Origin of the sequence: Frateuria edaphi (assembly GCF_021117405.1) — a bacterium.
Taxonomy (GTDB): Bacteria; Pseudomonadota; Gammaproteobacteria; order Xanthomonadales; family Rhodanobacteraceae; genus Frateuria_A; species Frateuria_A edaphi.
Genome location: NZ_CP088251.1, coordinates 2,084,798 through 2,107,249, shown reverse-complemented (window position 1 = coordinate 2,107,249; position 22,452 = coordinate 2,084,798). Strand labels below are relative to the sequence as shown.

18 protein-coding genes and 1 tRNA gene are annotated in these 22,452 nt (G+C 65.5%); 18 read left to right on the top strand and 1 reads right to left on the bottom strand.

Going from position 1 to position 22,452, the window contains the following annotated elements; genetic code table 11:
- Window positions 1–10: 10 nt before the first annotated feature.
- From LQ772_RS09925 to gyrA, 18 genes are all read left to right on the top strand, one after another.
- Entirely contained in the window at window positions 11–658 is a 648-nt protein-coding gene (locus LQ772_RS09925; RefSeq protein ID WP_231320561.1) for an NADH-quinone oxidoreductase subunit J, read from the top strand.
- A complete protein-coding gene (nuoK, locus tag LQ772_RS09920) occupies window positions 655–960 on the top strand; it encodes an NADH-quinone oxidoreductase subunit NuoK (protein ID WP_091336603.1) in 306 nt (101 codons plus the stop codon). Before LQ772_RS09925 ends, nuoK begins: the two co-directional genes overlap by 4 nt.
- A gap of 4 nt (window positions 961–964) precedes the next feature.
- Window positions 965–3,064 (top strand): NADH-quinone oxidoreductase subunit L, encoded by a 2,100-nt coding sequence (gene nuoL / locus LQ772_RS09915; RefSeq protein WP_231320559.1) that lies wholly within the window; start codon window positions 965–967, stop codon window positions 3,062–3,064.
- A gap of 13 nt (window positions 3,065–3,077) precedes the next feature.
- Window positions 3,078–4,586 carry an NADH-quinone oxidoreductase subunit M gene (locus tag LQ772_RS09910; protein WP_231320557.1) on the top strand — a complete coding sequence of 503 codons (1,509 nt, stop codon included), beginning with the start codon at window positions 3,078–3,080 and terminating at the stop codon, window positions 4,584–4,586.
- 16 nt (window positions 4,587–4,602) lie between these two features.
- Window positions 4,603–6,042 (top strand): NADH-quinone oxidoreductase subunit NuoN, encoded by a 1,440-nt coding sequence (nuoN, locus tag LQ772_RS09905; protein ID WP_231320555.1) that lies wholly within the window; start codon window positions 4,603–4,605, stop codon window positions 6,040–6,042.
- A 125-nt stretch (window positions 6,043–6,167) separates the two neighbouring features.
- Window positions 6,168–6,244 (top strand) — tRNA-Met (locus tag LQ772_RS09900).
- A 190-nt stretch (window positions 6,245–6,434) separates the two neighbouring features.
- Complete coding sequence (locus LQ772_RS09895) at window positions 6,435–6,965, top strand: ribosome maturation factor RimP (RefSeq protein ID WP_231326000.1); 531 nt, start codon at window positions 6,435–6,437, stop codon at window positions 6,963–6,965.
- A 100-nt stretch (window positions 6,966–7,065) separates the two neighbouring features.
- Window positions 7,066–8,565, top strand: a complete 1,500-nt coding sequence (nusA, locus tag LQ772_RS09890) for a transcription termination factor NusA (protein ID WP_231320553.1) — start codon at window positions 7,066–7,068, stop codon at window positions 8,563–8,565.
- A 129-nt stretch (window positions 8,566–8,694) separates the two neighbouring features.
- On the top strand, window positions 8,695–11,451 hold the full coding sequence (infB, locus tag LQ772_RS09885; protein ID WP_231320551.1) for a translation initiation factor IF-2: 2,757 nt from the start codon (window positions 8,695–8,697) through the stop codon (window positions 11,449–11,451).
- A 168-nt stretch (window positions 11,452–11,619) separates the two neighbouring features.
- Window positions 11,620–12,000 carry a 30S ribosome-binding factor RbfA gene (gene rbfA / locus LQ772_RS09880; protein ID WP_231320549.1) on the top strand — a complete coding sequence of 127 codons (381 nt, stop codon included), beginning with the start codon at window positions 11,620–11,622 and terminating at the stop codon, window positions 11,998–12,000.
- Window positions 11,981–12,979, top strand: coding sequence for a tRNA pseudouridine(55) synthase TruB (gene truB, locus LQ772_RS09875; RefSeq protein ID WP_425600781.1), 999 nt, complete (start codon window positions 11,981–11,983; stop codon window positions 12,977–12,979). The genes rbfA and truB overlap by 20 nt, the downstream gene beginning before the upstream one ends.
- A gap of 158 nt (window positions 12,980–13,137) precedes the next feature.
- Window positions 13,138–13,407: a 30S ribosomal protein S15 gene (gene rpsO, locus LQ772_RS09870; protein ID WP_231320547.1), complete on the top strand. Its 270-nt coding sequence runs from the start codon at window positions 13,138–13,140 to the stop codon at window positions 13,405–13,407.
- A gap of 20 nt (window positions 13,408–13,427) precedes the next feature.
- Window positions 13,428–15,533: a polyribonucleotide nucleotidyltransferase gene (gene pnp / locus LQ772_RS09865; RefSeq protein WP_231320545.1), complete on the top strand. Its 2,106-nt coding sequence runs from the start codon at window positions 13,428–13,430 to the stop codon at window positions 15,531–15,533.
- A gap of 341 nt (window positions 15,534–15,874) precedes the next feature.
- The gene (locus LQ772_RS09860) at window positions 15,875–16,579 is read left to right on the top strand and encodes a poly(R)-hydroxyalkanoic acid synthase subunit PhaE (RefSeq protein ID WP_231320544.1); all 705 of its coding nucleotides are present in this window, start codon (window positions 15,875–15,877) and stop codon (window positions 16,577–16,579) included.
- Between the two features lie 8 nt (window positions 16,580–16,587).
- Complete coding sequence (phaC, locus tag LQ772_RS09855) at window positions 16,588–17,658, top strand: class III poly(R)-hydroxyalkanoic acid synthase subunit PhaC (RefSeq protein ID WP_231320542.1); 1,071 nt, start codon at window positions 16,588–16,590, stop codon at window positions 17,656–17,658.
- Between the two features lie 103 nt (window positions 17,659–17,761).
- Window positions 17,762–18,790, top strand: a complete 1,029-nt coding sequence (mtnA, locus tag LQ772_RS09850) for an S-methyl-5-thioribose-1-phosphate isomerase (protein WP_231320540.1) — start codon at window positions 17,762–17,764, stop codon at window positions 18,788–18,790.
- On the top strand, window positions 18,787–19,197 hold the full coding sequence (locus LQ772_RS09845) for a GtrA family protein (protein WP_231320538.1): 411 nt from the start codon (window positions 18,787–18,789) through the stop codon (window positions 19,195–19,197). Before mtnA ends, LQ772_RS09845 begins: the two co-directional genes overlap by 4 nt.
- A gap of 148 nt (window positions 19,198–19,345) precedes the next feature.
- Window positions 19,346–21,949, top strand: coding sequence for a DNA gyrase subunit A (gyrA, locus tag LQ772_RS09840; protein WP_231320536.1), 2,604 nt, complete (start codon window positions 19,346–19,348; stop codon window positions 21,947–21,949).
- Window positions 21,950–22,009: 60 nt separating this feature from the next.
- On the opposite strand, the gene LQ772_RS09835 is transcribed toward gyrA, so the two are convergent.
- Window positions 22,010–22,423: a DoxX family protein gene (locus LQ772_RS09835; RefSeq protein WP_231320534.1), complete on the bottom strand. Its 414-nt coding sequence runs from the start codon at window positions 22,421–22,423 to the stop codon at window positions 22,010–22,012.
- Window positions 22,424–22,452: the final 29 nt, after the last annotated feature.

Here is a 22,452-nt window from a genome sequence, read left to right as displayed (position 1 = left end):
GGCCACCGACATGATCGATACCAACCTTCTGCAATTGATCTGCTTCTACGGATTCGCCGCGGTGACCGTGGCCGCCGCCCTGGCGGTGATCACGGTGAAGAACTCGGTGCACGCGGTGCTCTCGCTGGTCCTGGCCTTCTTCAGCACCGCCTGCATCTGGCTGCTGGCCGAGGCCGAGTTCCTGGCCATCGCGCTGATCGTGGTCTATGTGGGCGCGGTGATGGTGCTGTTCCTGTTCGTGGTAATGATGCTCGACATCAAGATGGAACAGGTCCGCGAGGGCTTCATCCGCTACCTGCCGGTCGGCATCATCGTGGCGTTGGTCATGCTCGGCGAGATGCTCGCGTTGATCGGCGTGCGCGCCATGCACGCGCACGTGATGGGCGCCGATCCGGCCGCGGCCATGGGCCTGTCCAATACCGCCTGGCTGGGCGGGGCGCTGTACACGACTTACCTGTTGCCGTTCGAGATCGCCGCGCTGATCCTGACCGTGGGCGTGGTCGTGGCGGTCGCGCTGACCCTGCGCCATCGGGGCGACAAGCGGCACGAGTCGGCCAGCGAGCAGGTGCGCGTCAACCCGCGCGACCGCATCCGCGTGGTCAAGATGGCGCCTTCGCGCCCGGATGAACCGACCGCTTCGCAGGAGCCGCTGCAATGATCACGCTGTCGCATTTCATCGTGCTCGGCGCGGTGCTGTTCTGCATCGCCGTCGCAGGTCTTTTCATCAACCGCAAGAACGTCATCGTGCTGCTGATGGCGATCGAGCTGATGCTGCTTGCAGTGAACATGAACTTCGTGGCGTTCTCGCGCTTCCTGGGCGACGTATCCGGCCAGGTGTTCGTGTTCTTCATCCTCACCGTCGCGGCGGCCGAGTCCGCGATCGGCCTGGCGATCCTGGTGCTGCTGTTCCGCAACCGCAGCACGGTCAACGTCGCCGAAATCGACTCGATGAAGGGCTGAGCCGATGCAACTTTCGACCTCCATCCTGCTGACCATCGCGCTGGCTCCGCTCATCGGCTGCCTGCTCGCAGGCTTCCTCGGCAAGCAGATCGGCCGCGTGGGTGCGCACAGCGTGACCATCCTCGGCCTGCTGGTTTCCTGCGCGCTGTCGTTCTACGTGCTCTACCAGCTCACCGCGGGTGGCGCGCCGGCCTACAACCAGGACATCTACACCTGGTTCGAGATCGGCCGCCTGCACGTCAGCGTCGGCTTCCTGGTCGACCGCCTTACCGTCATGATGATGGTGGTGGTGACCTTCGTCTCGCTGCTGGTGCACGTCTACACCATTGGCTACATGGCCGACGACCCGGGTTACCAGCGCTTCTTCAGCTACATCTCGCTGTTCACCTTCGCGATGTTGATGCTCGTGATGAGCAACAACTTCATGCAGCTGTTCTTCGGCTGGGAAGGCGTGGGCCTGGTGTCCTACCTGCTGATCGGCTTCTGGTACAAGCGCCCGACCGCGATCTTCGCCAACCTCAAGGCGTTCCTGGTCAACCGCGTGGGCGACTTCGGCTTCCTGCTCGGCATTGCCGCGGTGCTGTACTTTTTGAACACGCTGGACTACGCCACTGCGTTTGCCGGTGCGCCCAGCTTGATCGGCAAGTCGCTGGCGTTGACTGCCAACATCCATTGGGACGCGGCCACGGTCATCTGCGTGCTGCTGTTCGTGGGCGCGATGGGCAAGTCCGCCCAGGTGCCGCTGCACGTATGGCTGCCCGACTCGATGGAAGGCCCGACCCCGATCTCCGCACTGATCCACGCGGCGACGATGGTGACTGCGGGCATCTTCATGGTCGCCCGCATGTCGCCGTTCTTCGAATTGTCCGAAGGCGCGCTCAGCTTCGTGATGGTCATCGGCGCCACCGGTGCGCTCTTCACCGGCCTGATCGGCATCGTGCAGAACGACATCAAGCGCGTGGTCGCCTACTCGACGCTCTCGCAGCTGGGCTACATGACCGTGGCTCTTGGCGTGTCGGCCTATGCCGGCGCGGTGTTCCACCTGATGACCCACGCGTTCTTCAAGGCGCTGCTGTTCCTGGGCGCGGGCTCAGTGATCATCGCCATGCACCACGAGCAGGACATGCGCTACATGGGTGGCCTGCGCAAGTACATGCCGATCACCTGGATCACGATGTGGATCGGTTCGCTGGCGCTGGTGGCGATCCCGTTCACCTCGGGCTTCTACTCGAAGGATGCGATCATCGAGGCGGTCGGCGAGTCGCATCGCTGGGGTTCGGGCTACGCCTACGTTTGCGTGCTGGCCGGTGCGTTCGTCACGGCGTTGTACACCTTCCGGCAGATGTACCTGACCTTCCACGGCAAGGAGCGTTTCGTGGTGGTGGGCCATCATGGCCACGCGCCTGAGGCCGTCCATCATGACGCGCACGGGCACGACGCCCACGTGGACGAACACCACGCACCTTCGGACGATCCGCACCACGGGCACAAGCCGGGCGAGCTGGAGCATGCACCGCACGAATCGCCCTGGGTGGTGACGCTGCCGTTGGTGCTGCTGGCGATCCCTTCGCTGTTGGTGGGCTTCTTCACGATCGGGCCGATGCTGTTCGGTGACTGGTTCGGGCAGGCGGTCCATGTGGAGGAGGCCAACAATGTGCTGGGCGAGCTCGGCAACGAGTTCCACGGCGCCGTGGCCATGGCACTGCATGGGTTCGCCAGCTGGCCGTTCGCTCTGGTGGCACTGGCCTTCGTGATCACCACCTACATCTACCTGTTCAACCCGGCCATGGCGGGCAGGATCAAGAGCGCGCTCAAGCCGCTGTGGACGGTGCTGGACCGCAAGTACTGGGTTGACGACGTCTACTTCGCCATCTTCGCGCGCGGCGGCGTTGCGCTCGGCCGGCTGTTCTGGAAGGCCGGCGACGCGGCGGTGATCGACGGCGCGATGGTCAACGGCTCGGCCGGTCTGGTGCAGCGCATCGCCGCCGGCGTGCGTCGCCTGCAGTCCGGCTACCTCTACCACTACGCCTTCGCGATGATTCTCGGCCTGATCCTGCTGCTGGGCGGGTTCTGGGTCTTCGGGTCCGGGCAGATCGGGCAATAAGGAAGCACGCTCCATGTTCAATCACTTGCTCAGCCTGCTGATCTGGCTCCCCATCGTCGGCGCCATCCCGGTGCTGCTGGCCGGCAGCGGCCGCCCGGGCCTGGCCCGCTGGATCTCGCTGCTGGTAGCGGTGCTGACCTTCGTGGCCAGCCTGTTCCTGCTGACCGGCTACGCCCCGGCCGATAGCGCCATGCAGCTGGTGGAAAGCCACGTCTGGATTGCTTCGCTCGGCGTGCACTATGGCCTGGCCGTGGATGGCATCTCGGTAGCGCTGATCCTGCTCACCAGCTTCGTCACGATCCTGGTGATCGTGGGCGCCTGGGAGGTGATCCAGGACAAGCCGCACCAGTACATGGCCGCCATGCTGGTGCTCGAGGGCCTGATGATCGGCGTGTTCTGCGCCACCGACGCGTTGCTGTTCTACGTGTTCTTCGAGGCGATGCTCATCCCGATGTTCATCCTGATCGGCATCTGGGGTGGCCCGCGGCGCGTCTACGCCACACTGAAGTTCTTCATCTATACCTTCCTCGGCTCGATCTTCATGCTGATCGGGCTGATCTACCTGTACCTGAAGGCGGGAACCTTCGATCTGCACACGCTGGCCGCGCTGCCCCTGACGATGAAGGAGCAGACCTGGCTGTTCTTCGCCTTCCTGATCGCCTTCGCGGTGAAGGTCCCGATGGTGCCGGTGCACACCTGGTTGCCGGATGCCCACGTGGAGGCGCCGACTGGCGGTTCGGTGGTGCTGGCCGCAGTGATGCTGAAGATCGGCGGATACGGTTTCCTGCGCTTCTCGCTGCCGATCGTGCCGGACGCGTCCGAGCATTTCGCCTGGCTGATCATCGTGCTCAGCCTGATCGCGGTGGTCTACATCGGCTACGTGGCGCTGGTGCAGGAGGACATGAAGAAGCTGGTGGCGTATTCGTCCGTGGCGCACATGGGCTTCGTGACACTGGGCATCTTCATCGCCTTCATGCTGGTACGCGATGCCAACAACCTGGACGCGGCCAAGCTCGGCATGCAGGGTGCGATGGTGCAGATGATTTCGCACGGGTTCGTGTCCGGCGCGATGTTCTCCTGCATCGGTGTCATGTACGACCGCATGCATACGCGACTGATCAAGGACTACGGCGGCGTGATCAACGTGATGCCGTGGTTCGGATTCTTCTACGTGTTCTTCGCCATGGCCAACTCCGGCCTGCCGGGCACCAGCGGTTTCGTCGGCGAATTCATGGTGGTGCTGGCCAGCTTCGCGGCCAACCCGTGGATCGCGCTGTTCGCCGCCTTCACCCTGATCATCGGCGCGGCGTACACGCTGTGGATGGTCAAGCGTGTGCTGTGGGGCGACATCACCAACCCGCACGTGCGCGAGATGAAGGAAATCAACGGACGCGAAACGTTCGTGCTGGCCGCCTTCGCACTCGCCGTACTGGCGCTGGGCATCTGGCCGCAGCCGCTGATCCACCTGATGGACGCCTCGGTGTCCCAGTTGGTGCAGCAGCTCGCCGTTCACAAGATCTAAGCGGAATTACACGCCAATGCCCAATCTCAACGACATCATGATCATGCTGCCGGAGTTCTATCTGGTGTCGGCGGCGTGCCTCCTGTTGCTGCTGGACGCCTGGATGAAGCCGGAGCAGAGGAACATCCTGCACTGGGTGTCCATTCTGGTGGTGCTGGTCGGCATCTACCTCGTGGTGGCCGGCCAGCCGGACGTGACGGTGACCGCCTTCGGCGGCATGTTCGTGCGCGACCAGGCCGCAGAGATCCTCAAGGTCTTCGCACTGCTGTGCACCGGCCTGATCTTCGTCTTCTCTCGCCCGTACCTGGTGGACCGCAAGCTGTTCCAGGGCGAGTTCTACACGCTGATGATCTTCGCCACCATCGGCGCCATGCTGCTGGTCTCGGCCGGCAACCTGGTGATGGTGTACCTGGGCCTCGAGCTGCTGACGCTGTGCTCGTACGGGCTGGTGGCGCTGAACCGCGATTCGCCGCTGTCGTCCGAGGCGGCGATGAAGTACTTCGTGCTGGGCGCGCTTTCCTCGGGCATGCTGCTGTACGGCATGTCGATGGTCTATGGCGCCACCGGCACGCTGGCGCTCGCGCAGCTGCACGGCGCAGTGGTGCAGGCGGGCATGTCCAACCTGATGGTGTTCGGGCTGATCTTCATGATCGTCGGGATCAGCTTCAAGCTGGGCGTGGCGCCGTTCCACATGTGGATTCCGGACGTCTACCAGGGTGCTCCCACGGCAGTCACCACGTTTGTCGCATCGACCTCCAAGATCGCCGCGTTCGGCATGGCCTATCGTCTGCTCGAATCGGGCATGGGCGGACTGGCGGGGCAGTGGCAGTTGATGCTGGCGGTGCTGGCGGTCGCATCGCTGGCGATCGGCAACCTGGTCGCGATCGTGCAGACCAACCTCAAGCGCCTGCTGGCCTATTCGACCATCTCGCACATGGGCTTCCTGCTGCTTGGCCTGGTCAATGCGGGTCCCGAGGGTTACGCGGCCGCGATGTTCTACGCCATCTGCTACGCGCTGATGAGCACCGCCGCCTTCGGCGTGATCCTGGCGCTGGCGCGGGCTGGTTTCGAGTGCGAGGAAATCGATGACTTCAAGGGCCTCAACCAGCGCTCGCCGTGGATGGCATTCCTGATGATGCTGGCCATGTTCTCGCTTGCCGGCGTGCCACCGATGTTCGGCTTCTTTGCCAAGCTGCTGGTGCTGCAGGCGGCGATCGATGCCGGCATGCTGTGGCTGGCGATCGTCGGTGCGGTGTTCGCGATCATTGGCCTGTACTACTACTTGCGCGTGGTCAAGGTCATGTATTTCGACAAGCCCGCCGAAGGTCTGGAAGTGCGTCCGCAATCGGATGGATTCCTGCGCACCGCGCTGTCGCTCAATGCGCTGGTGCTGCTGGCGCTGGGCTTGTACTGGGGGCCGCTACTGGGCTGGTGCCGCTCGGCCTTCGCGGGCTGATGGTTTTCGCAGGGGTGGCTTGGGCCACCCTGCGGGAAGATGGGCTGAAGCCCACCCTGAGAAGAAAAACGGTACGGAAAAGCTTGCAAGAAATCGGCCATGCCGCTATAGTTTGCGGACTCTGATGCGGGGTGGAGCAGTCTGGCAGCTCGTCGGGCTCATAACCCGAAGGTCGCAGGTTCGAATCCTGCCCCCGCTACCAGATCTTTCTTAGAACAAGAAAGCCTCCTCGTGAGGCTTTTTTGTTGGGCGCAAGGATGCGTCGCGATGCATCGACCGTTGCAAGGTCGACGCGCCGCCGGAAAGAGCCTGGACGAGTCGGCACATCGTCGGGGTAAGGAAATGGGCCGTTGTGCCCTTTTTTTGTTTCTGGAATCACGCAAACGACGACTATGGATACGCAGGCACTCGCACAACGCTTCACCGACGTCCTGGCCGATCTTGGCCTGGAATGCCTCGGTGTGGAGTTTTCCCCGTCGCAAGGGCAGAGTACCCTGCGCGTTTATCTGGACGTGCTCGATCGCGCCGAGGGGCGTGAGGTGACGCTGGACGACTGCGAGGCGGCCAGTCGCGAGCTCTCGGCGATGCTGGACGTGGAAGATCCGATTCCGGGCCATTACGTGCTCGAGGTTTCTTCGCCAGGCATCGATCGTCCGCTGTTTACGGCGGCCCAGTTCGCCGGGGTGGTGGGTCAGGAAGTGAAGGTGCTGCTGAAGGCGCCGATCGAGGGTCGTCGCCGTCTGCGTGGCAGGCTCGCCGCGGTCGATGGCGACAAGCTGACTTTCGAGGCCGAGGGCAAGACGTTCGAATTCGACCATGCCGACGTGGAAAGCGCGCGCGTGGTGCCGGACTGGGCAGCGCTGGGCTACGTGCCGCAGCCCAAGCCGGGCGGCAGGAAATCCGCAAAAAAGACCGGCGAATAAGCACCAGCGAAGCCGGAACAAATTTGAGAGTGCGTCCATGGAAGGCCGCTTCTTGATCCTCGCGTTCATGGATGGGCGCACAAATACCGAGGTTGCTGCAATGAGCAAAGAACTGTTGCTGGTCGTCGACGCGGTCGCCAATGAAAAAGGCGTGCCGCGCGAAGTGATCTTCGAGGCGATGGAAGCCGCGCTGGCTTCCGCCGCCAAGAAGCGCTACCCGGAAGAGGATCCGGACATTCGCGTCGCGATCGACCGCACGAGTGGCGATTACGAGACCTTCCGACGCTGGGAAGTCATCGCCGACGACGGCGAGATGGAATCCCCGTATCACCAGCTGCGCCTGATGGACGCGCTGGACGAGAAGGAAGGCTCCGAGGTCGGCGACTTCATCGAGCAGCAGATCGAGAATGCCGAGTTCGGCCGCATCGCCGCGCAGGCCGCCAAGCAGGTGATCGTGCAGCGCGTGCGCGAGGCCGAGCGCCAGCAGGTGGTCGACGCCTACAAGGATCGCATCGGCGAGCTGATCACCGGCATCGTCAAGCGCGTCGAGCGCGGCAACGTGTACCTGGACCTGGGCGGCAATGCCGAGGCCTTCATCCCGCGCGACAAGACGATTCCGCGCGAGTCGGCCCGCGTCGGCGACCGCGTGCGCGGCTACCTGTATGAGGTCCGCTCGGAAGTCCGCGGCCCGCAGCTGTTCGTCTCGCGCGCCGCGCCGGAATTCATGATCGAACTGTTCAAGCTCGAGGTGCCGGAAGTCGGCCAGGGCCTGGTCGAAATCAAGGGCTGCGCCCGCGACCCGGGCGATCGCGCCAAGATCGCCGTCATCGCGCACGACAGCCGCACCGATCCCATCGGCGCCTGCATCGGCATGCGCGGTTCGCGCGTGCAGGCAGTGTCCAACGAGCTCAACGGCGAGCGCGTCGACATCATCCTGTGGCACGACAACCAGGCGCAGTTCGTCATCAATGCGATGGCACCGGCCGAAGTGCAGTCCATCATCATGGACGAGGAAAAGCACTCGATGGACATCGCGGTTGCCGAGGACAAGCTGTCCCAGGCGATCGGCCGCGGCGGCCAGAACGTGCGACTGGCGAGCAAGCTCACCGGCTGGCAGCTCAACGTGATGACCCAGGACCAGGTCACCGCCAAGAGCGAGTCCGAGCAGCAGGCCGCACGCCAGCTGTTCATGGACAAGCTGGAAGTGGACGAGGAGATCGCCAACATCCTGGTGCAGGAAGGTTTCTCCAGCGTCGAGGAAATCGCCTACGTGCCGAGCGCCGAGCTGCTGGCGGTCGAAGGCTTCGACGAGGACATCGTCGAGGAGCTTCGCGCCCGCGCCCGCGACGCGCTGCTCACCGAGGCGCTGGCTGTCGAGGAAGGCATCGCCGAACCGTCCGAGGAACTGCTCGGCCTGCCCGGCATGGACGAGGCCACCGCCTATGCGCTGGCTGCACGTGAAATCAGTACGGTGGACGACTTGGCCGACCTCGCGGTCGACGACCTGATCGACATCGATGGCATGGACGAGGAACGCGCCGCCGCGTTGATCATGGCGGCCCGCGCACCGATGATCGAGCGACTGGAGAAGGGCGGCTAACCGCGGACGGTGGCGCCTTTGGAAGGGCGCGCCGAGGAGGACCTGCGGGTCTTCCGCCATGGATGGAGGTGGACGTGCAGGCCTGGGCCGCACGGACGATAAGCGCGGGAACGGCGGAGAAAGAACACGATGTCGGATATCACGATCAAACAACTTGCCGAGCAAGTGAAAATGCCGGTTGACAAGCTGCTCGGTCAGCTTGCCGAGGCTGGCATGAACTTCTCTGCCCCCGAGCAGTTCATCAGCACCACCGAAAGGATGAAGCTGCTGGGCTTCCTGCGCCGCACGCATGGCAAGGGCGAGGCTGCTCCGGAGGCGGAAGACAGCGCTCCGCGCCAGATCACCCTGAAGCGCCGCAAGGTCAGCGAACTGAAGGTCGCCACGCCTGGTGGCCGCGGTGCGGCGAGCAGCGCCAAGACGGTGAACGTCGAAGTGCGCGCCAAGCGCACCTACGTCAAGCGCAGCGTGATCGCCGAAGAGGCGAGTGCCGAGCCCGAGCGCGAGGAGGCCGTGCGCAAGCTGGCCGAGTCGCAGCAGCAGCGCGAGCATGAGGAGCGCGAGCGCCTGGAATCGGAGCAGCGCCGCCAGCAGGAGGCGCAGCAGCGCGCGCTGGACGAGCAGCACCGGGCCGAGGAAGCACAGCGCCAGAGCGAACAGGCGGCCATCGAGCAGCCTGCCGAGGTCCCGGTTCCCATGGAGGCCTCCGCTCAGGAAGCCGCCGCCGAGGCGCCGGCGCCGGCCACCGCCAGGACCGTTGCGGCCCCCGCGCCGGCGCCGTCCTCCGGTACCGATCACAGTGCGTTCGGCATGATCGTGCCGCGCATCCATGAACCGCGTAAGCGGGAAAAGAAGGTCGTTGCAGCTCCCGCTCCGGCGCCGGCACCCGCTCCGGCACCGGCCCCCGCCGATGCCCGTGGCGCCGCCAAGGCGCGCTATGGCCGCGATCGCGACGAAGGCCCTGGCGGCAAGCGTTTCGCCGGTGGCGAGCTGCACCTGTCCGATGCCGATCGCGCGCGCCGTTCCAGCAAGCGCGGCAAGCCGGGCAAGGGCGGGCGCGAGATGACCCGCGGCGGCACGGGTGCTGCCTCGGGTCCCCACGGCTTCTCCCGCCCGACCGCACCGGTCGTGCGCGAAGTGGTGGTGGGCGAGGCCAACGTGGTCGCCGACCTTGCCCAGAAGATGGCGGTCAAGGGTTCGGAGGTGGTCAAGGCGCTCTTCAAGATGGGCGTGATGGCCACCATCAACCAGACCATCGACCGCGACACCGCGACGCTGGTAGTCGAGGAACTCGGCCATACGCCGGTCGAAGCAAGCGAGAACAACGCCGAGGCCGCACTGGCCGCGCACACGCAGAACGCCGAACTGGAAGGCGAGAAGTCCGCGCGTCCGCCGGTAGTTACCATCATGGGCCACGTGGACCACGGCAAGACCTCTCTGCTGGATTACATCCGTCGTACCAAGGTGGCGGCGGGCGAGGCCGGCGGCATCACCCAGCACATCGGCGCGTACCACGTGGAAACGCCCAAGGGCGTGATCACGTTCCTGGACACCCCGGGCCATGCCGCGTTCACCTCGATGCGCGCCCGCGGCGCGCAGTCGACCGATATCGTGGTGCTGGTGGTGGCGGCCGATGACGGCGTCATGCCGCAGACGGCCGAGGCCGTGCAGCACGCGCGCGCCGCCAAGGTGCCGCTGATCGTGGCGCTCAACAAGATGGACAAGTCCGACGCCAACCCGGACCACGTCAAGCAGGGCCTGGGCAACCTCGAGGTCATCCCGGAAGAGTGGGGCGGCGATACGCCGTTCATCCCGGTGTCGGCAAAGACCGGCATGGGCATCGACGACCTGCTGGACGCTCTTTCCGTGCAGGCCGAGGTGATGGAGCTGACCGCGGTGTTCGACGGCCCCGCTTCCGGCGTGGTGATCGAGTCCAGCCTGGACAAGGGCCGTGGCCCGGTCGCCACCGTGCTGGTGCAACAGGGTACGTTGAAGCGCGGCGATTTCGTCGTCTGCGGCGTGGAGTATGGCCGCATGCGCGCGCTGGTCGACGAGAACGGCAAGACCGTGCAGGAAGCCGGTCCGTCCATTCCCGTGCAGGTGCTTGGCCTGTCCGGCGTGCCGGAGGCCGGTGACGACTTCGTCGTGGTCGCCGATGAGCGCCTGGCGCGCGAAGTGGCCGCCGAGCGCCAGCAGAAGCGCCGCGAGACGCGCATGGTCAGCAAGGCCAACCGCCTCGAGGACATCATGGCGCTGATGGGCCAGGGCGCCGAGCAGCAGACGCTCAACATCCTGGTCAAGGCCGACGTGCAGGGTTCGGTGCAGGCGTTGCGCGATTCGCTCAGCCAGATCGGCAACGAGAACGTGAAGGTCAACGTGATCGCCGCCGGCGTCGGCGGCATTACCGAGTCCGACGCGACGCTGGCGGCCGCCTCGAAGGCGCTGGTCATCGGCTTCAACGTCCGTGCCGATGCCTCGGCGCGCAAGGTCATCGATACCGCCGGCCTGGATGTCCGCTACTTCTCGATCATCTACGACGTCATCGACCAGGTGAAGCAGGCCGCTTCGGGTCTGCTGGGCATGGAAGTGCGCGAGGAGATCATCGGCGTAGCTCAGGTCCGCGAGGTCTTCCGCAGCTCCAAGTTCGGCGCGGTGGCCGGCTGCATGATCACCGAAGGCACGGTCAAGCGGAACAAGCCGATCCGGGTGCTGCGCGACAACACGGTGATCTTCCAGGGCGAACTGGAATCGCTGCGCCGCTTCAAGGAACTCGTCGACGAAGTGCGCAACGGCATGGAATGCGGTATCGCCGTGAAGCAGTACAACGACGTGAAGGTCGGCGACCAGATCGAGTGCTTCGAGCGCATCGAGGTTGCCCGCACGCTGTAATGGTGCATCGCTCCCTCTCCCGTCCGGGAGAGGGTCGGGTCAGGGCCGCTCCAGCGCCAGCGTCTGCTGGACTGACGCGGGCCCGCCCCTCGCCCATCCTCTTCCCGGAGGGAGGGGCGACCATGAGGCTGCCGCTGCGCGGCAGCAGCACTTTTGACTGGAGCCACCATGCCTTCACGCGACTTCAAACGCACCGACCGCGTAGGCGCCGAGCTCCGTCGCGAACTCGGTTTGCTTGTCCACGCCGCCGTGCGTGACCACGCGCTGCCGTCGGTCAGCGTTTCCGACGTGGAAGTCACCCGCGACCTCGACTTCGCCACGGTGTGGGTCACCGCACTGCAGGCCGAGCGCGCGAAGGAAGCCGTCAAGGCTCTGAACGAACTGGCGATCGAATTCCGTCGTACGCTCTCGCGCAGCATGCGCCTACGGCGCGTGCCGGAACTACGTTTCAAGTACGACGATTCGGTCGACAAGAGCGAGCGGATCGAGCGCCTGCTGCGCGACTCGGGCGACATCCAGCCGAATCCCGATGGCGAAAGCGAATCGTAGGTCCCGGGCTTCCCGTCAGGACCCCGCGCGCCGGCTGCGCGACCTGCACGGGATCCTGTTGCTCGACAAGCCGCTGGGGATGAGTTCGAACCAGGCCCTGCAGGCGGCTCGCCGCCTGGTGCGCGCGGCCAAAGGCGGCCATACCGGCGCGCTCGATCCGCTGGCGACCGGCCTGCTGCCGCTGTGCTTTGGCGAGGGCACGAAGATTGCCGGGATGCTGCTGGGGGCGCGCAAGGCGTATCTGGCCGAGTGCCGGCTCGGCGTGACCACCACCACGGCCGACCTCGAAGGCGAGGTCGTGGAACAGCGGCCCGTGCCAGCGCTGGAGGCCGCCGTCATCGAACAGGCGCTCGCCACCCTGCGCGGGCGCATCATGCAGGTTCCGCCGGTGTACTCGGCCCTCAAGCAGGGCGGCGAGCCGCTCTACGTGAAAGCCCGCCGCGGCGAGATCGTCGACGTGCCGCCACGCGAAGTGGAGATCCACCGGCTGGAATGCCTCGCTCACGAAGGCGACCGCCTGAGCCTGCTGGTGGAGTGTGGCTCGGGCACCTACATCCGCAGCCTGGCCGTGGACCTGGGCGAACGCCTGGGCTGCGGCGCGCATCTGACCGCGTTGCGCAGGCTATGGGTCGAACCGTTCCGCGAACCGGTCATGGTCACGCTGGCCGATCTTGAGGCGGCGGCCGGGCAGGGCGAGGCGGCGTTGGATGCGCTGCTGTTGCCGCTGTCGGCCGGGTTGGCCGATCTGCCGGCGCTGGCGCTGGACGAGGATCAGGCTTTCGCAGTCACCCAGGGCCGGCAGATACCCTGGCCGGGCGATCCGGACCAGGGCCGCAGCGCCGCCTTCGCCCCGGACGGGCGCCTGCTGGCAATGGTCGAGCCGGATCCATCGGGCCGGGTGCGGATCGTCCGTGGTTTCAACCTGCCGGGTGGGGTGCTCGCGTCAGATAAACCTCCCACGGGAGCGATCGGCCCGTAAACCGCTCCATTTCCGCACTCTTGTTGCCAACCGCTCCGCCTCGCTACAATAGCGAGCTTGTTCCAGAGCTTTACATCCAACCAGCGGAGCTTGTGCAACTTCACCGCCCGGTGAGGTTGCACAAGTTCCGCATCCGCATTTTGAAGGAAGAGATACCCATGTCCCTTACCGCAGAACAGACCAGCAAGATCATTGCTGACTACGGCCGCGTGCCGAACGACACAGGTTCGCCGGAGGTGCAGGTGGCCCTGCTGTCGGCCCGCATCGACCACCTCACCGGTCATTTCAAGGAACACAAGCAGGACCACCACTCGCGTCGTGGCCTGCTGCAGCTGGTGAATCGCCGCAAGAGCCTGCTTGCCTACCTCAAGGATCGTGACCTTGGCCGCTACCAGGCCCTGATCGAACGCCTCGGCCTCCGCCGTTAATCGGACAAGGACACAACACAGTGGCGAAAGTAACCAAGTCATTCCAGTACGGTAATCACGAAGTCACACTGGAGACGGGCGAAATCGCCCGCCAGGCGTCCGGTGCGGTCATGGTCAGCATGGGCGGCACCGTCGTGCTGGTCACCGCTGTCGCCGCGGCCAAGCCGCGCGAGGGGCAGGATTTCTTCCCGCTCACCGTCGACTATGTCGAGAAGTTCTACTCGGCCGGCCGCATCCCGGGCGGCTTCTTCAAGCGCGAAGGCCGTCCGACCGAGAAGGAAACGCTGACCTCGCGGCTGATCGACCGCCCGGTCCGCCCGCTGTTCCCGGACGACTACAAGAACGAAGTGCAGGTCATCGCCCAGGTTGTGTCGCTCAACCCCGAGGTTGATGGCGACATCGTCGCGATGCTGGGCGCCTCCGCTGCGCTGTCGCTGGCCGGCATCCCGTTCAAGGGCCCGATCGGCGCCGCCCGCGTTGGTTACGTCAACGGCCAGTACGTTCTTAATCCGACGCATACCGAACTGAAGACGTCCGACCTGGATCTCGTCGTCGCCGGTACGGCCGGTGCCGTGCTGATGGTCGAGTCCGAGGCCAAGCTGCTGTCCGAGGAGGTCATGCTCGGCGCGGTGATGTTCGGCCACAAGCAGATGCAGGTCGCGATCAACACCATCGCCGAGCTCGCCACTGAAGCGGCCAAGCCCGCCTCGACCTGGCAGGCGCCGGCGCGCAACGAGTCGCTGGTCGCCGCGCTCAAGGGCGCCGTCGGCAACAAGCTCGAAGAAGCCTTCCAGGTGCGCGACAAGCTGCAGCGCCGCGACGCGATCGCGGCGATCAAGGCCGACGTGCTTGAATCCCTGAAGGGCCAGGCCGAGGCAAACGCCTGGTCAAGTGCCGAGCTGTCGAAGGAATTCGGCGAGCTCGAGTACCACACCATGCGCGACAGCGTGCTCAAGACCAAGGTGCGCATCGACGGCCGCCAGCTCGACGACATCCGTCCGATCAGCGTGCGCGTGGGCGTGCTGCCGCGTACCCACGGCTCGGCGCTGTTCACTCGCGGCGAGACGCAGGCGCTGGTCGTGGCCACGCTGGGCACGACTCGTGATGCGCAGATCATCGACGCGCCGGAAGGCGAGTCCAAGGATCCGTTCCTGTTCCATTACAACTTCCCGCCGTTCTCGGTGGGCGAGGCCGGCCGTTTCGGCGCGCCGAAGCGTCGCGAGATCGGCCACGGTCGCCTCGCCAAGCGCGGCGTGCAGGCGGTCAAGCCGAGCATCGAAGAGTTCCCGTACGTGCTGCGCGTGGTCTCGGAGATCACCGAGTCGAACGGCTCGTCTTCGATGGCCTCGGTGTGCGGTTCCTCGCTGGCCATGATGGACGCCGGCGTGCCGCTGAAGGCGCCGGTGGCCGGTATCGCCATGGGCCTGGTCAAGGAAGGCGGCGACTTCGTCGTGCTGTCGGACATCCTGGGCGACGAGGACCATCTCGGCGACATGGACTTCAAGGTGGCCGGTAGCGCCGATGGCATCTCCGCGCTGCAGATGGACATCAAGATCGACGGCATCACCGAAGAGATCATGAAGGTGGCGCTGGAGCAGGCCAAGCGTGGCCGCCTGCACATCCTGGGCGAGATGGCCAAGGTCATCAGCACGCCGCGTTCGGAAATGAGCGAGTACGCCCCGCGCCTGCTCACCATCAAGATCCACCCGGACAAGATCCGCGAGGTCATCGGCAAGGGCGGCGCCACCATCCGCTCGATCACCGAAGAGACCGGCACCACGATCGACATCAGCGACGACGGCACGGTGATCATCGCCTCGGTCAACCGCCTGGCGGCCGACGAGGCCAAGAAGCGCATCGAGCAGATCGTCTCCGACGTCGAGCCGGGCCGCATCTACGAGGGCAAGGTCGCCAAGCTGATGGACTTCGGCGCGTTCGTGACGATCATGCCGGGCAAGGACGGCCTGGTGCACGTCTCGCAGATTTCCTCCGAGCGCGTGGAGAAGGTCTCCGACAAGCTCAAGGAAGGCGATATCGTGAAGGTCAAGGTGCTCGAAGTGGACAAGCAGGGCCGCATCCGCCTGTCCATGAAGGCGGTGGCTGAGGACGAAGCCGCCAACGGCTGAGTTCCCGATGCGCGATAGCGCATCCGATCGATCAGAAAGAAGAAGCGGGCCCATCGGCCCGCTTTTTTTGTGCTCGCCACGAGCCCTCGCTCTTGCGGTACCCCATTGAGAGCGATGCTCTTTCGACCGGAATAAGAGAGCGCCGCTTACGGCTCCCGGCGGCCAGATATCGCAAAGTCACTGCCATACCGTTTTGGTACGATCCCTGCGATCCCCCGCAAGGCAAGCCCGTGACCGCGCACAACCCTGCCAGTGATTTTGAAGCCCTGAGCCGCCAGGTATGGGAGGCGTGGGGCCGCCAATGGCCTGGTCCGGCCGCCGCGCCCGCCAGTGTGCCCGGCATGGACGGCCTCAAGGGCTACCTCGACTGGATGCAGCAGGCCGCCGCGGCCATGACCGGGCAGGGCGCCCACGTCTCCCCGCCGGTACCGCCATTCGCCGGCTGGACCATGCCGGGCATGGGCGTCGCTCCCAGCGGCCTCGACGCACTGCGTGGGCTGCTCGACACTCCCGCCTTCGGCCACACCCGTGAGCAGCAGGCCCGGCAGCAGACGCTCCTGCGCGCGTTGCTCGACCACCAGCAGGCGAGCGCGCGTTACCAGGAATTGCTCGCTCGCGCCCAAGCCCAGGGCGCCGAGCGTATGCAGCGCAAGCTTGCCGAGCCGGGCTTCCAGGTCGATTCGCTCAAGGCCATGTACGACCTATGGGTAGATGCCGTGGAGGAAGCCCATGCAGAAATCGCGCTATCGGACGAATTCCGCGAAGCCTACGCTGCGCAGGGCAACACGCAGATGCGCGTGCGCCAGTTGCAACAGCAGCAGGTCGAACAGTGGTGCCGCGACGTCGGCCTGCCGACGCGCAGCGAGGTCGACACATTGGGCGAGCGCCTGCAGGAGCTTCGTCGTGAACTGAGGCGCATGCAGGCGGCCGGTCGCGAAGCTGCCGCTGAGCCGGCCGTAAAGACGCCCAAACGCAAGGCGGCTACCACTCGGGCCAAGGCAAAGCCCGCATCCACCGCCGGCCGCGCGCCACGCAAGCCCCGCTGAGACATTCCATGCATACGCCAGGTCCGCTGGATCCCGCCCGCATCCTCGACGAAATCACCGCTTTCCAGCGCAAGCTCGCCGCCGGCGCGGCCAGCCTGCACGGCCTGGCGGAGCCGGCCTATGCAGACACCCCGCGTGAGGTGGCCTACCGCGAGGACAAGCTCACGCTCTGGCGCATGCGCGGTGAGCGCAAGCCGACGTCCAGGACGCCGCTGCTCATCGTCTACGCCCTGGTCAACACCGTGTGGATGACCGACCTGCAGAGTGACCGCTCGCTGGTGCGCAACCTGCTCGCGCAGGGCGAAGACGTGTACCTCATCGACTGGGGTTACCCGGACGGCGCCGACCGCTGGTTGACCCTGGAAGATTACATAGACGGCTATCTCGATCGCTGCGTCGATGCCGTGCGCGCGCAGGCGGGCGCAGACGCCGTCGACCTGCTTGGCATCTGCCAGGGTGGTGCGTTCTCGCTGTGCTACACGGCGCTGTATCCAGAAAAGGTGCGCAACCTGGTCACCATGGTCACGCCGGTGGACTACCACACGCCCGACAACATGCTCTCGCACTGGGCGCGCGACATCGACGTCGACCTGTTCGTGGACACGCTTGGCAACATCCCGGCGGCACTGATGAACTGGGTCTACCTCACGCTCAAGCCGGTGCGCCTGCTGCAGCAGAAGTACGTGAATTTGGTCGACATCCTGGACAACCCGAAGGAACTGGAGAACTTCCTGCGCATGGAGCGTTGGATCTTCGATTCGCCCGACCAGGCCGGCGAGGCGTTCCGTGAATTCGTCAAGGAATTCTTCCAGGCCAACAAGCTCGTCAAGGGCGGCCTCGCGATCGGTGGCAAGCCAGTGGACCTGGCGCGTATCACCCAGCCCATCCTCAACATCTATGCCGAGCAGGACCACCTCGTCCCGCCCGATGCCTCGCGCGCGCTCGGCCTCCACGTGGGCAGCGACGACTACACGGAGCTCGCCTTCAAGGGCGGCCACATCGGCATATACGTCTCCGGGCGCGCCCAGCGCGAAGTGCCGCCGGCCATCCATCGCTGGCTGCGCGAGCACGACGGCTGACCACGCGCCTTTTGTGATGATGTGTGGGCGCAGCTTGCTGCAGGGCAGGCGGCGACGGCGCGCATGCTAGGCTTTTCCGTCCCCTTCGCTGTACACGCCGGCCATGAATACCTCTACCGAATCCCTCCGCGAGCACGACACCATCCGCGCTGTGCAGTGGCGTGGCGGTTGCCTGTGCCTGCTCGACCAGCGCCTATTGCCGTCCGAGGAGCGCTGGATCGAGTGTCGCGACGCCGGGCAGGTCACCCAGGCCATTCGTGACCTTGCCGTGCGTGGCGCCCCGGCGATCGGCATCGCCGCTGCGTGGGGCGTGGTGCTGGCGGCGCAGCAAGGTGCGCCGCTGGATGAGGTGCTGGCCACGCTGCGGGCTGCCCGACCGACCGCGGTGAACCTGATGTGGGCGCTGGACCGCATGAAAACGCGGATCGCCGCCGGCGCGGATGCCGCCGCGCTCGAGCGCGAAGCACAGGCAATCCAGGACGAGGACCTGGCCGCCAACCGCCATATGGGCGAGTTGGGTGCGGCGCTCATCGCGCCCGGCTCGGGCGTGCTGACTCATTGCAACACCGGTTCGCTCGCGACCGCCGGCTATGGCACCGCCCTGGGGGTGATCCGCGCGGGGGTCGCAAGCGGGCGCATCGACGAGGTGTTCGCCGGCGAGACGCGTCCGTGGCAACAGGGCGCGCGCCTGACCATGTACGAACTGGTGCGCGACCGGATCCCCGCGCACCTGATCGCCGACTCGGCCGCCGCCCACCTGATGCGTTCGGGCAAAGTGCAATGGGTGATCGTCGGCGCCGACCGAATCGCCGCCAACGGCGACACCGCCAACAAGATCGGCACCTATCAGCTGGCCATCGCCGCGCGCCACCACGGCGTCAGGTTCATGGTGGTCGCACCGTCCTCGACGGTCGACATGGCCACGTCCGACGGCGAGGCGATCGAGATCGAACTGCGCCATGCCGACGAATTGCTCGCCACCGGCGGACGCCGCACGGTAGTCGAGGGAGCGCAGGCCTGGAACCCGGTGTTCGATGTCACGCCGGCGGAGTTGATCGATGCGATCGTCACCGAGCGTGGAGTGATCGAGCGGCCCAATGCGGTAGCCATGCAGGCGATGTTCGGCCGGTGAGGTTGCGTCGCGAGGTAGGGCTGTTTGCGATCGGCGGCGTGCTCGGCCTGCTGGCGGACGCCGCCACCGTGCAGGCGCTGGTCGGCTGGGGCAGGTGGAACCCGTACCTGGCCCGCGTGTTGTCGTTCCTGCTGGCGGCCACGGTGACGTGGTCCTGGAACCGGCGCCACACGTTCGCCCATCGCGCGAGCGGTCGCTCGCCGCTGTCCGAATGGCTGCACTGGATGGGCCTGATGGGCCTGGGCGCGTGCGTGAACTACGCCGTTTACGTGGCCCTGCTGCTGTCCTTCGAAACGCTCGGGCGATGGCCGGCGCTGGCCGCGGCGGCCGGGTCGGCGGTGGCTGCGCTGGTCAATTTTTGTTCGGCGCGGGGCGTGCTTTTCCGGCGGTCAAAACAGGCTGGCTAACTCGCTGATTTCAAAGGCAAAAATAAGGGACTTCCAAACGCATTCGTGATACAATTTCGCGATTGCTTGAGGGCCGCGCAACCGCGCGCATGCAGCGTCCGTTGCGCGGCCTTTTTTGGTTCCACGGAAGCCACTGGGAAGCCGATTGATGGCAGAACTCGCCAAAGAAGTCATCCGCGTCAACATCGAAGACGAGATGCGCCAGAGCTACCTCGATTACGCCATGAGCGTGATCGTGGGACGCGCCCTTCCGGATGTACGCGACGGCCTCAAGCCCGTGCATCGCCGCGTCCTCTTTGCGATGAACGAGCTGGGCAACGTCTGGAACAAGCCCTACAAGAAATCGGCCCGCGTGGTCGGTGACGTGATCGGTAAGTACCACCCGCACGGCGACGCGTCGGTGTACGACGCCATCGTGCGCATGGCCCAGCCGTTCTCGCTGCGCTACATGCTGGTCGACGGCCAGGGCAACTTCGGTTCGGTCGACGGCGACAACGCGGCGGCCATGCGATACACCGAAGTGCGCATGTCGCGCCTCACGCACGAACTACTGGCCGACATCGACAAGGACACGGTCGACTTCGGGCCGAACTACGACGAGAGCGAAAGCGAGCCGCTGGTGTTGCCCACCCGCGTGCCGAACCTGCTCATCAACGGTTCGGCCGGCATCGCGGTCGGCATGGCCACCAATGTGCCGCCGCACAACCTCAACGAGGTGATCGCCGGCACCATCGCGCTGATCGACGAGCCTTCGCTCTCGGTCGACGAACTGATGCAGTACATCCCGGGTCCGGATTTCCCGACCGCCGGCATCATCAATGGCGCCGCCGGCATCGTCGAGGCCTACCGCACTGGCCGAGGTCGCATCCTGGTGCGCGCGCGCACCGAGATCGAGACCGAGGCCAACGGCCGCGAGACGATCCTTGTCCACGAGTTGCCTTACCAGGTGAACAAGGCGCGGCTGATCGAGAAGATCGCCGAGCTGGTCAAGGAAAAGAAGATCGAGGGCATCAGCGAGCTGCGCGACGAGTCCGACAAGGACGGCATGCGTATCGTGATCGAGGTGCGCCGCGACGCCATGGGCGACGTGGTGCTCAACAACCTGTTTTTGCAGACGCAGTTGCAGGTGACCTTCGGCATCAACATGGTGGCGCTGCTGGACGGCCAGCCGCGCCTGCTCAACCTCAAGGAGATCCTCGAGGCGTTCATCCGCCACCGCCGCGAGGTGGTGACCCGCCGCACCATCTTCGAGCTGCGCAAGGCGCGCGCCCGCGCGCACATCCTCGAAGGTCTGACCGTCGCGCTGGCCAACATCGAGGAGATGATCGAGCTGATCCGCAGCTCCGCCTCGCCGGCCGAGGCACGCGAGCGCATGCTGGCGCGCAAGTGGCAGCCGGGCATGGTCAGCACGCTGCTGGCCGCCGCAGGTGCCGAGGCGTCGCGGCCGGAAGAGATGGACCCGCGCGACGGCCTCAAGGGCGATGGCTACCAGCTGTCCGAGGTGCAGGCGCAGGAAATCCTGGCCATGCGCCTGCACCGCCTGACCGGGTTGGAGCAGGAGAAACTTTCCGACGAATACCGGCAGATCCTGGAAACCATCCGCGGCCTGATCGAGATCCTCGAGAATCCCGAGGTCCTGCTCAAGGTGATCCGCGATGAACTGGAAGTCATCAAGGCCGAGTACGGCGACGCGCGCCGCACCGAGATCCAGCACTCGCAGGAGGATCTCAACGTCCTCGACCTGATCGCGCCGGAGGACATGGTCGTCACGCTGTCGCACACCGGTTACGTCAAGCGCCAGCCGGCCAGCACGTACCGTGCGCAAAAGCGCGGTGGCAAGGGCCGCTCGGCCTCGGCGCTCAAGGATGAAGATGTCGTCGAGCAGCTGTGGGTGGTCAACACCCATGACACGCTGCTCACCTTCACCAGCACCGGCCGCGTCTACTGGCTCAAGGTCTACCAGATGCCGGAGGCGGGCCCGGGTGCGCGCGGCAAGCCGATCGTCAACCTGCTGCCGTTGACCGAAGGCGAGAAGGTGCAGGCGGTGCTGCCGATCCGCGAGTACAGCCCTGACTGCTACGTGTTCTTCGCCACCCGCAGCGGCACGGTGAAGAAGACCCCGCTTACCGAGTTTGCTTTCCAGCTGCAACGCGGCAAGATCGCGATCAACCTGGACGAAGGCGACGCGCTGGTCGACGTGGCCATCACCAACGGCAACAGCGACATCCTGTTGTTCGCCTCCAACGGCAAGGTGAATCGCTTCGACGAGAACACCGTGCGTTCGATGGGACGCACCGCCACCGGCGTGCGTGGCATGCGCCTGGCCGAGGGCGCCGATGTGGTGTCGCTGATCGTGGCGGCCGAAGGCGACATCCTCACGGCCACCGAGCGTGGCTATGGCAAGCGCACGCCGCTGGAGGAGTTCACCAAGAAGGGCCGAGGCACCCAGGGCGTGATCGGCATCCAGTGCTCGGAGCGAAATGGCGCGCTGGTCGCCGCGGTGCAGGTCACCGAAGGCCACGAGCTCATGTTGATCTCCAACCAGGGCACGCTGGTGCGCACCCGCGTCGGGGAAATTTCGCAACTGGGGCGCAATACGCAGGGCGTCACCCTGATCCGTCTGCCTGCGGATGAGAACCTGGTCAGCGTGGTGCGGCTGGATGCCGAGGAAACCAACGGCGAGGACGCCGAGCCTGCCGAGGGCGCCCCGCCGGAGGGGCCGGTGCCCGACCAGGACGGGTCGGAGGCCTGATGGAATGAAGAAAGCCCCGGTTCGCCGGGGCTTTCTTTTCTGGTGCGCAGGAACCGGAGGCTAGCGCCGGTCGATCGAGTACTTTCCAGGGCCGGTGACGCACAACAGCAGCAGGCCACCAATGATCGAGATGTTCTTGTAGAAGTTGATCATGTTGGCCATGCGATCGGCACCTTCCATCGTCCAGTAGTGGTGCCCTATCAACGCGGTGCCGAGCGTGTACAGGGCCAGCAGCAGGGCGAGCGGCCGCGTGCAGAAGCCGAGCACGATTGCCAGGCCCACGAAGAACTCCATGAGGACGACCACGGCCGCCGCCAGCGTCGGCACCGGCAAGCCCTGGCTCGCCATGTAGCCGACCGTCCCCGGGAAGTCGGTCAGCTTGCTCCAGCCGAACAGCACGAACAGGACTACCAGAAGGATCCGGGCGAGCAGGATCACTTCGTTACTGACCTTGTCGAACAGTACGTACCGCATGGCAGCGCTCCTTTGGCGATCGGATGAAT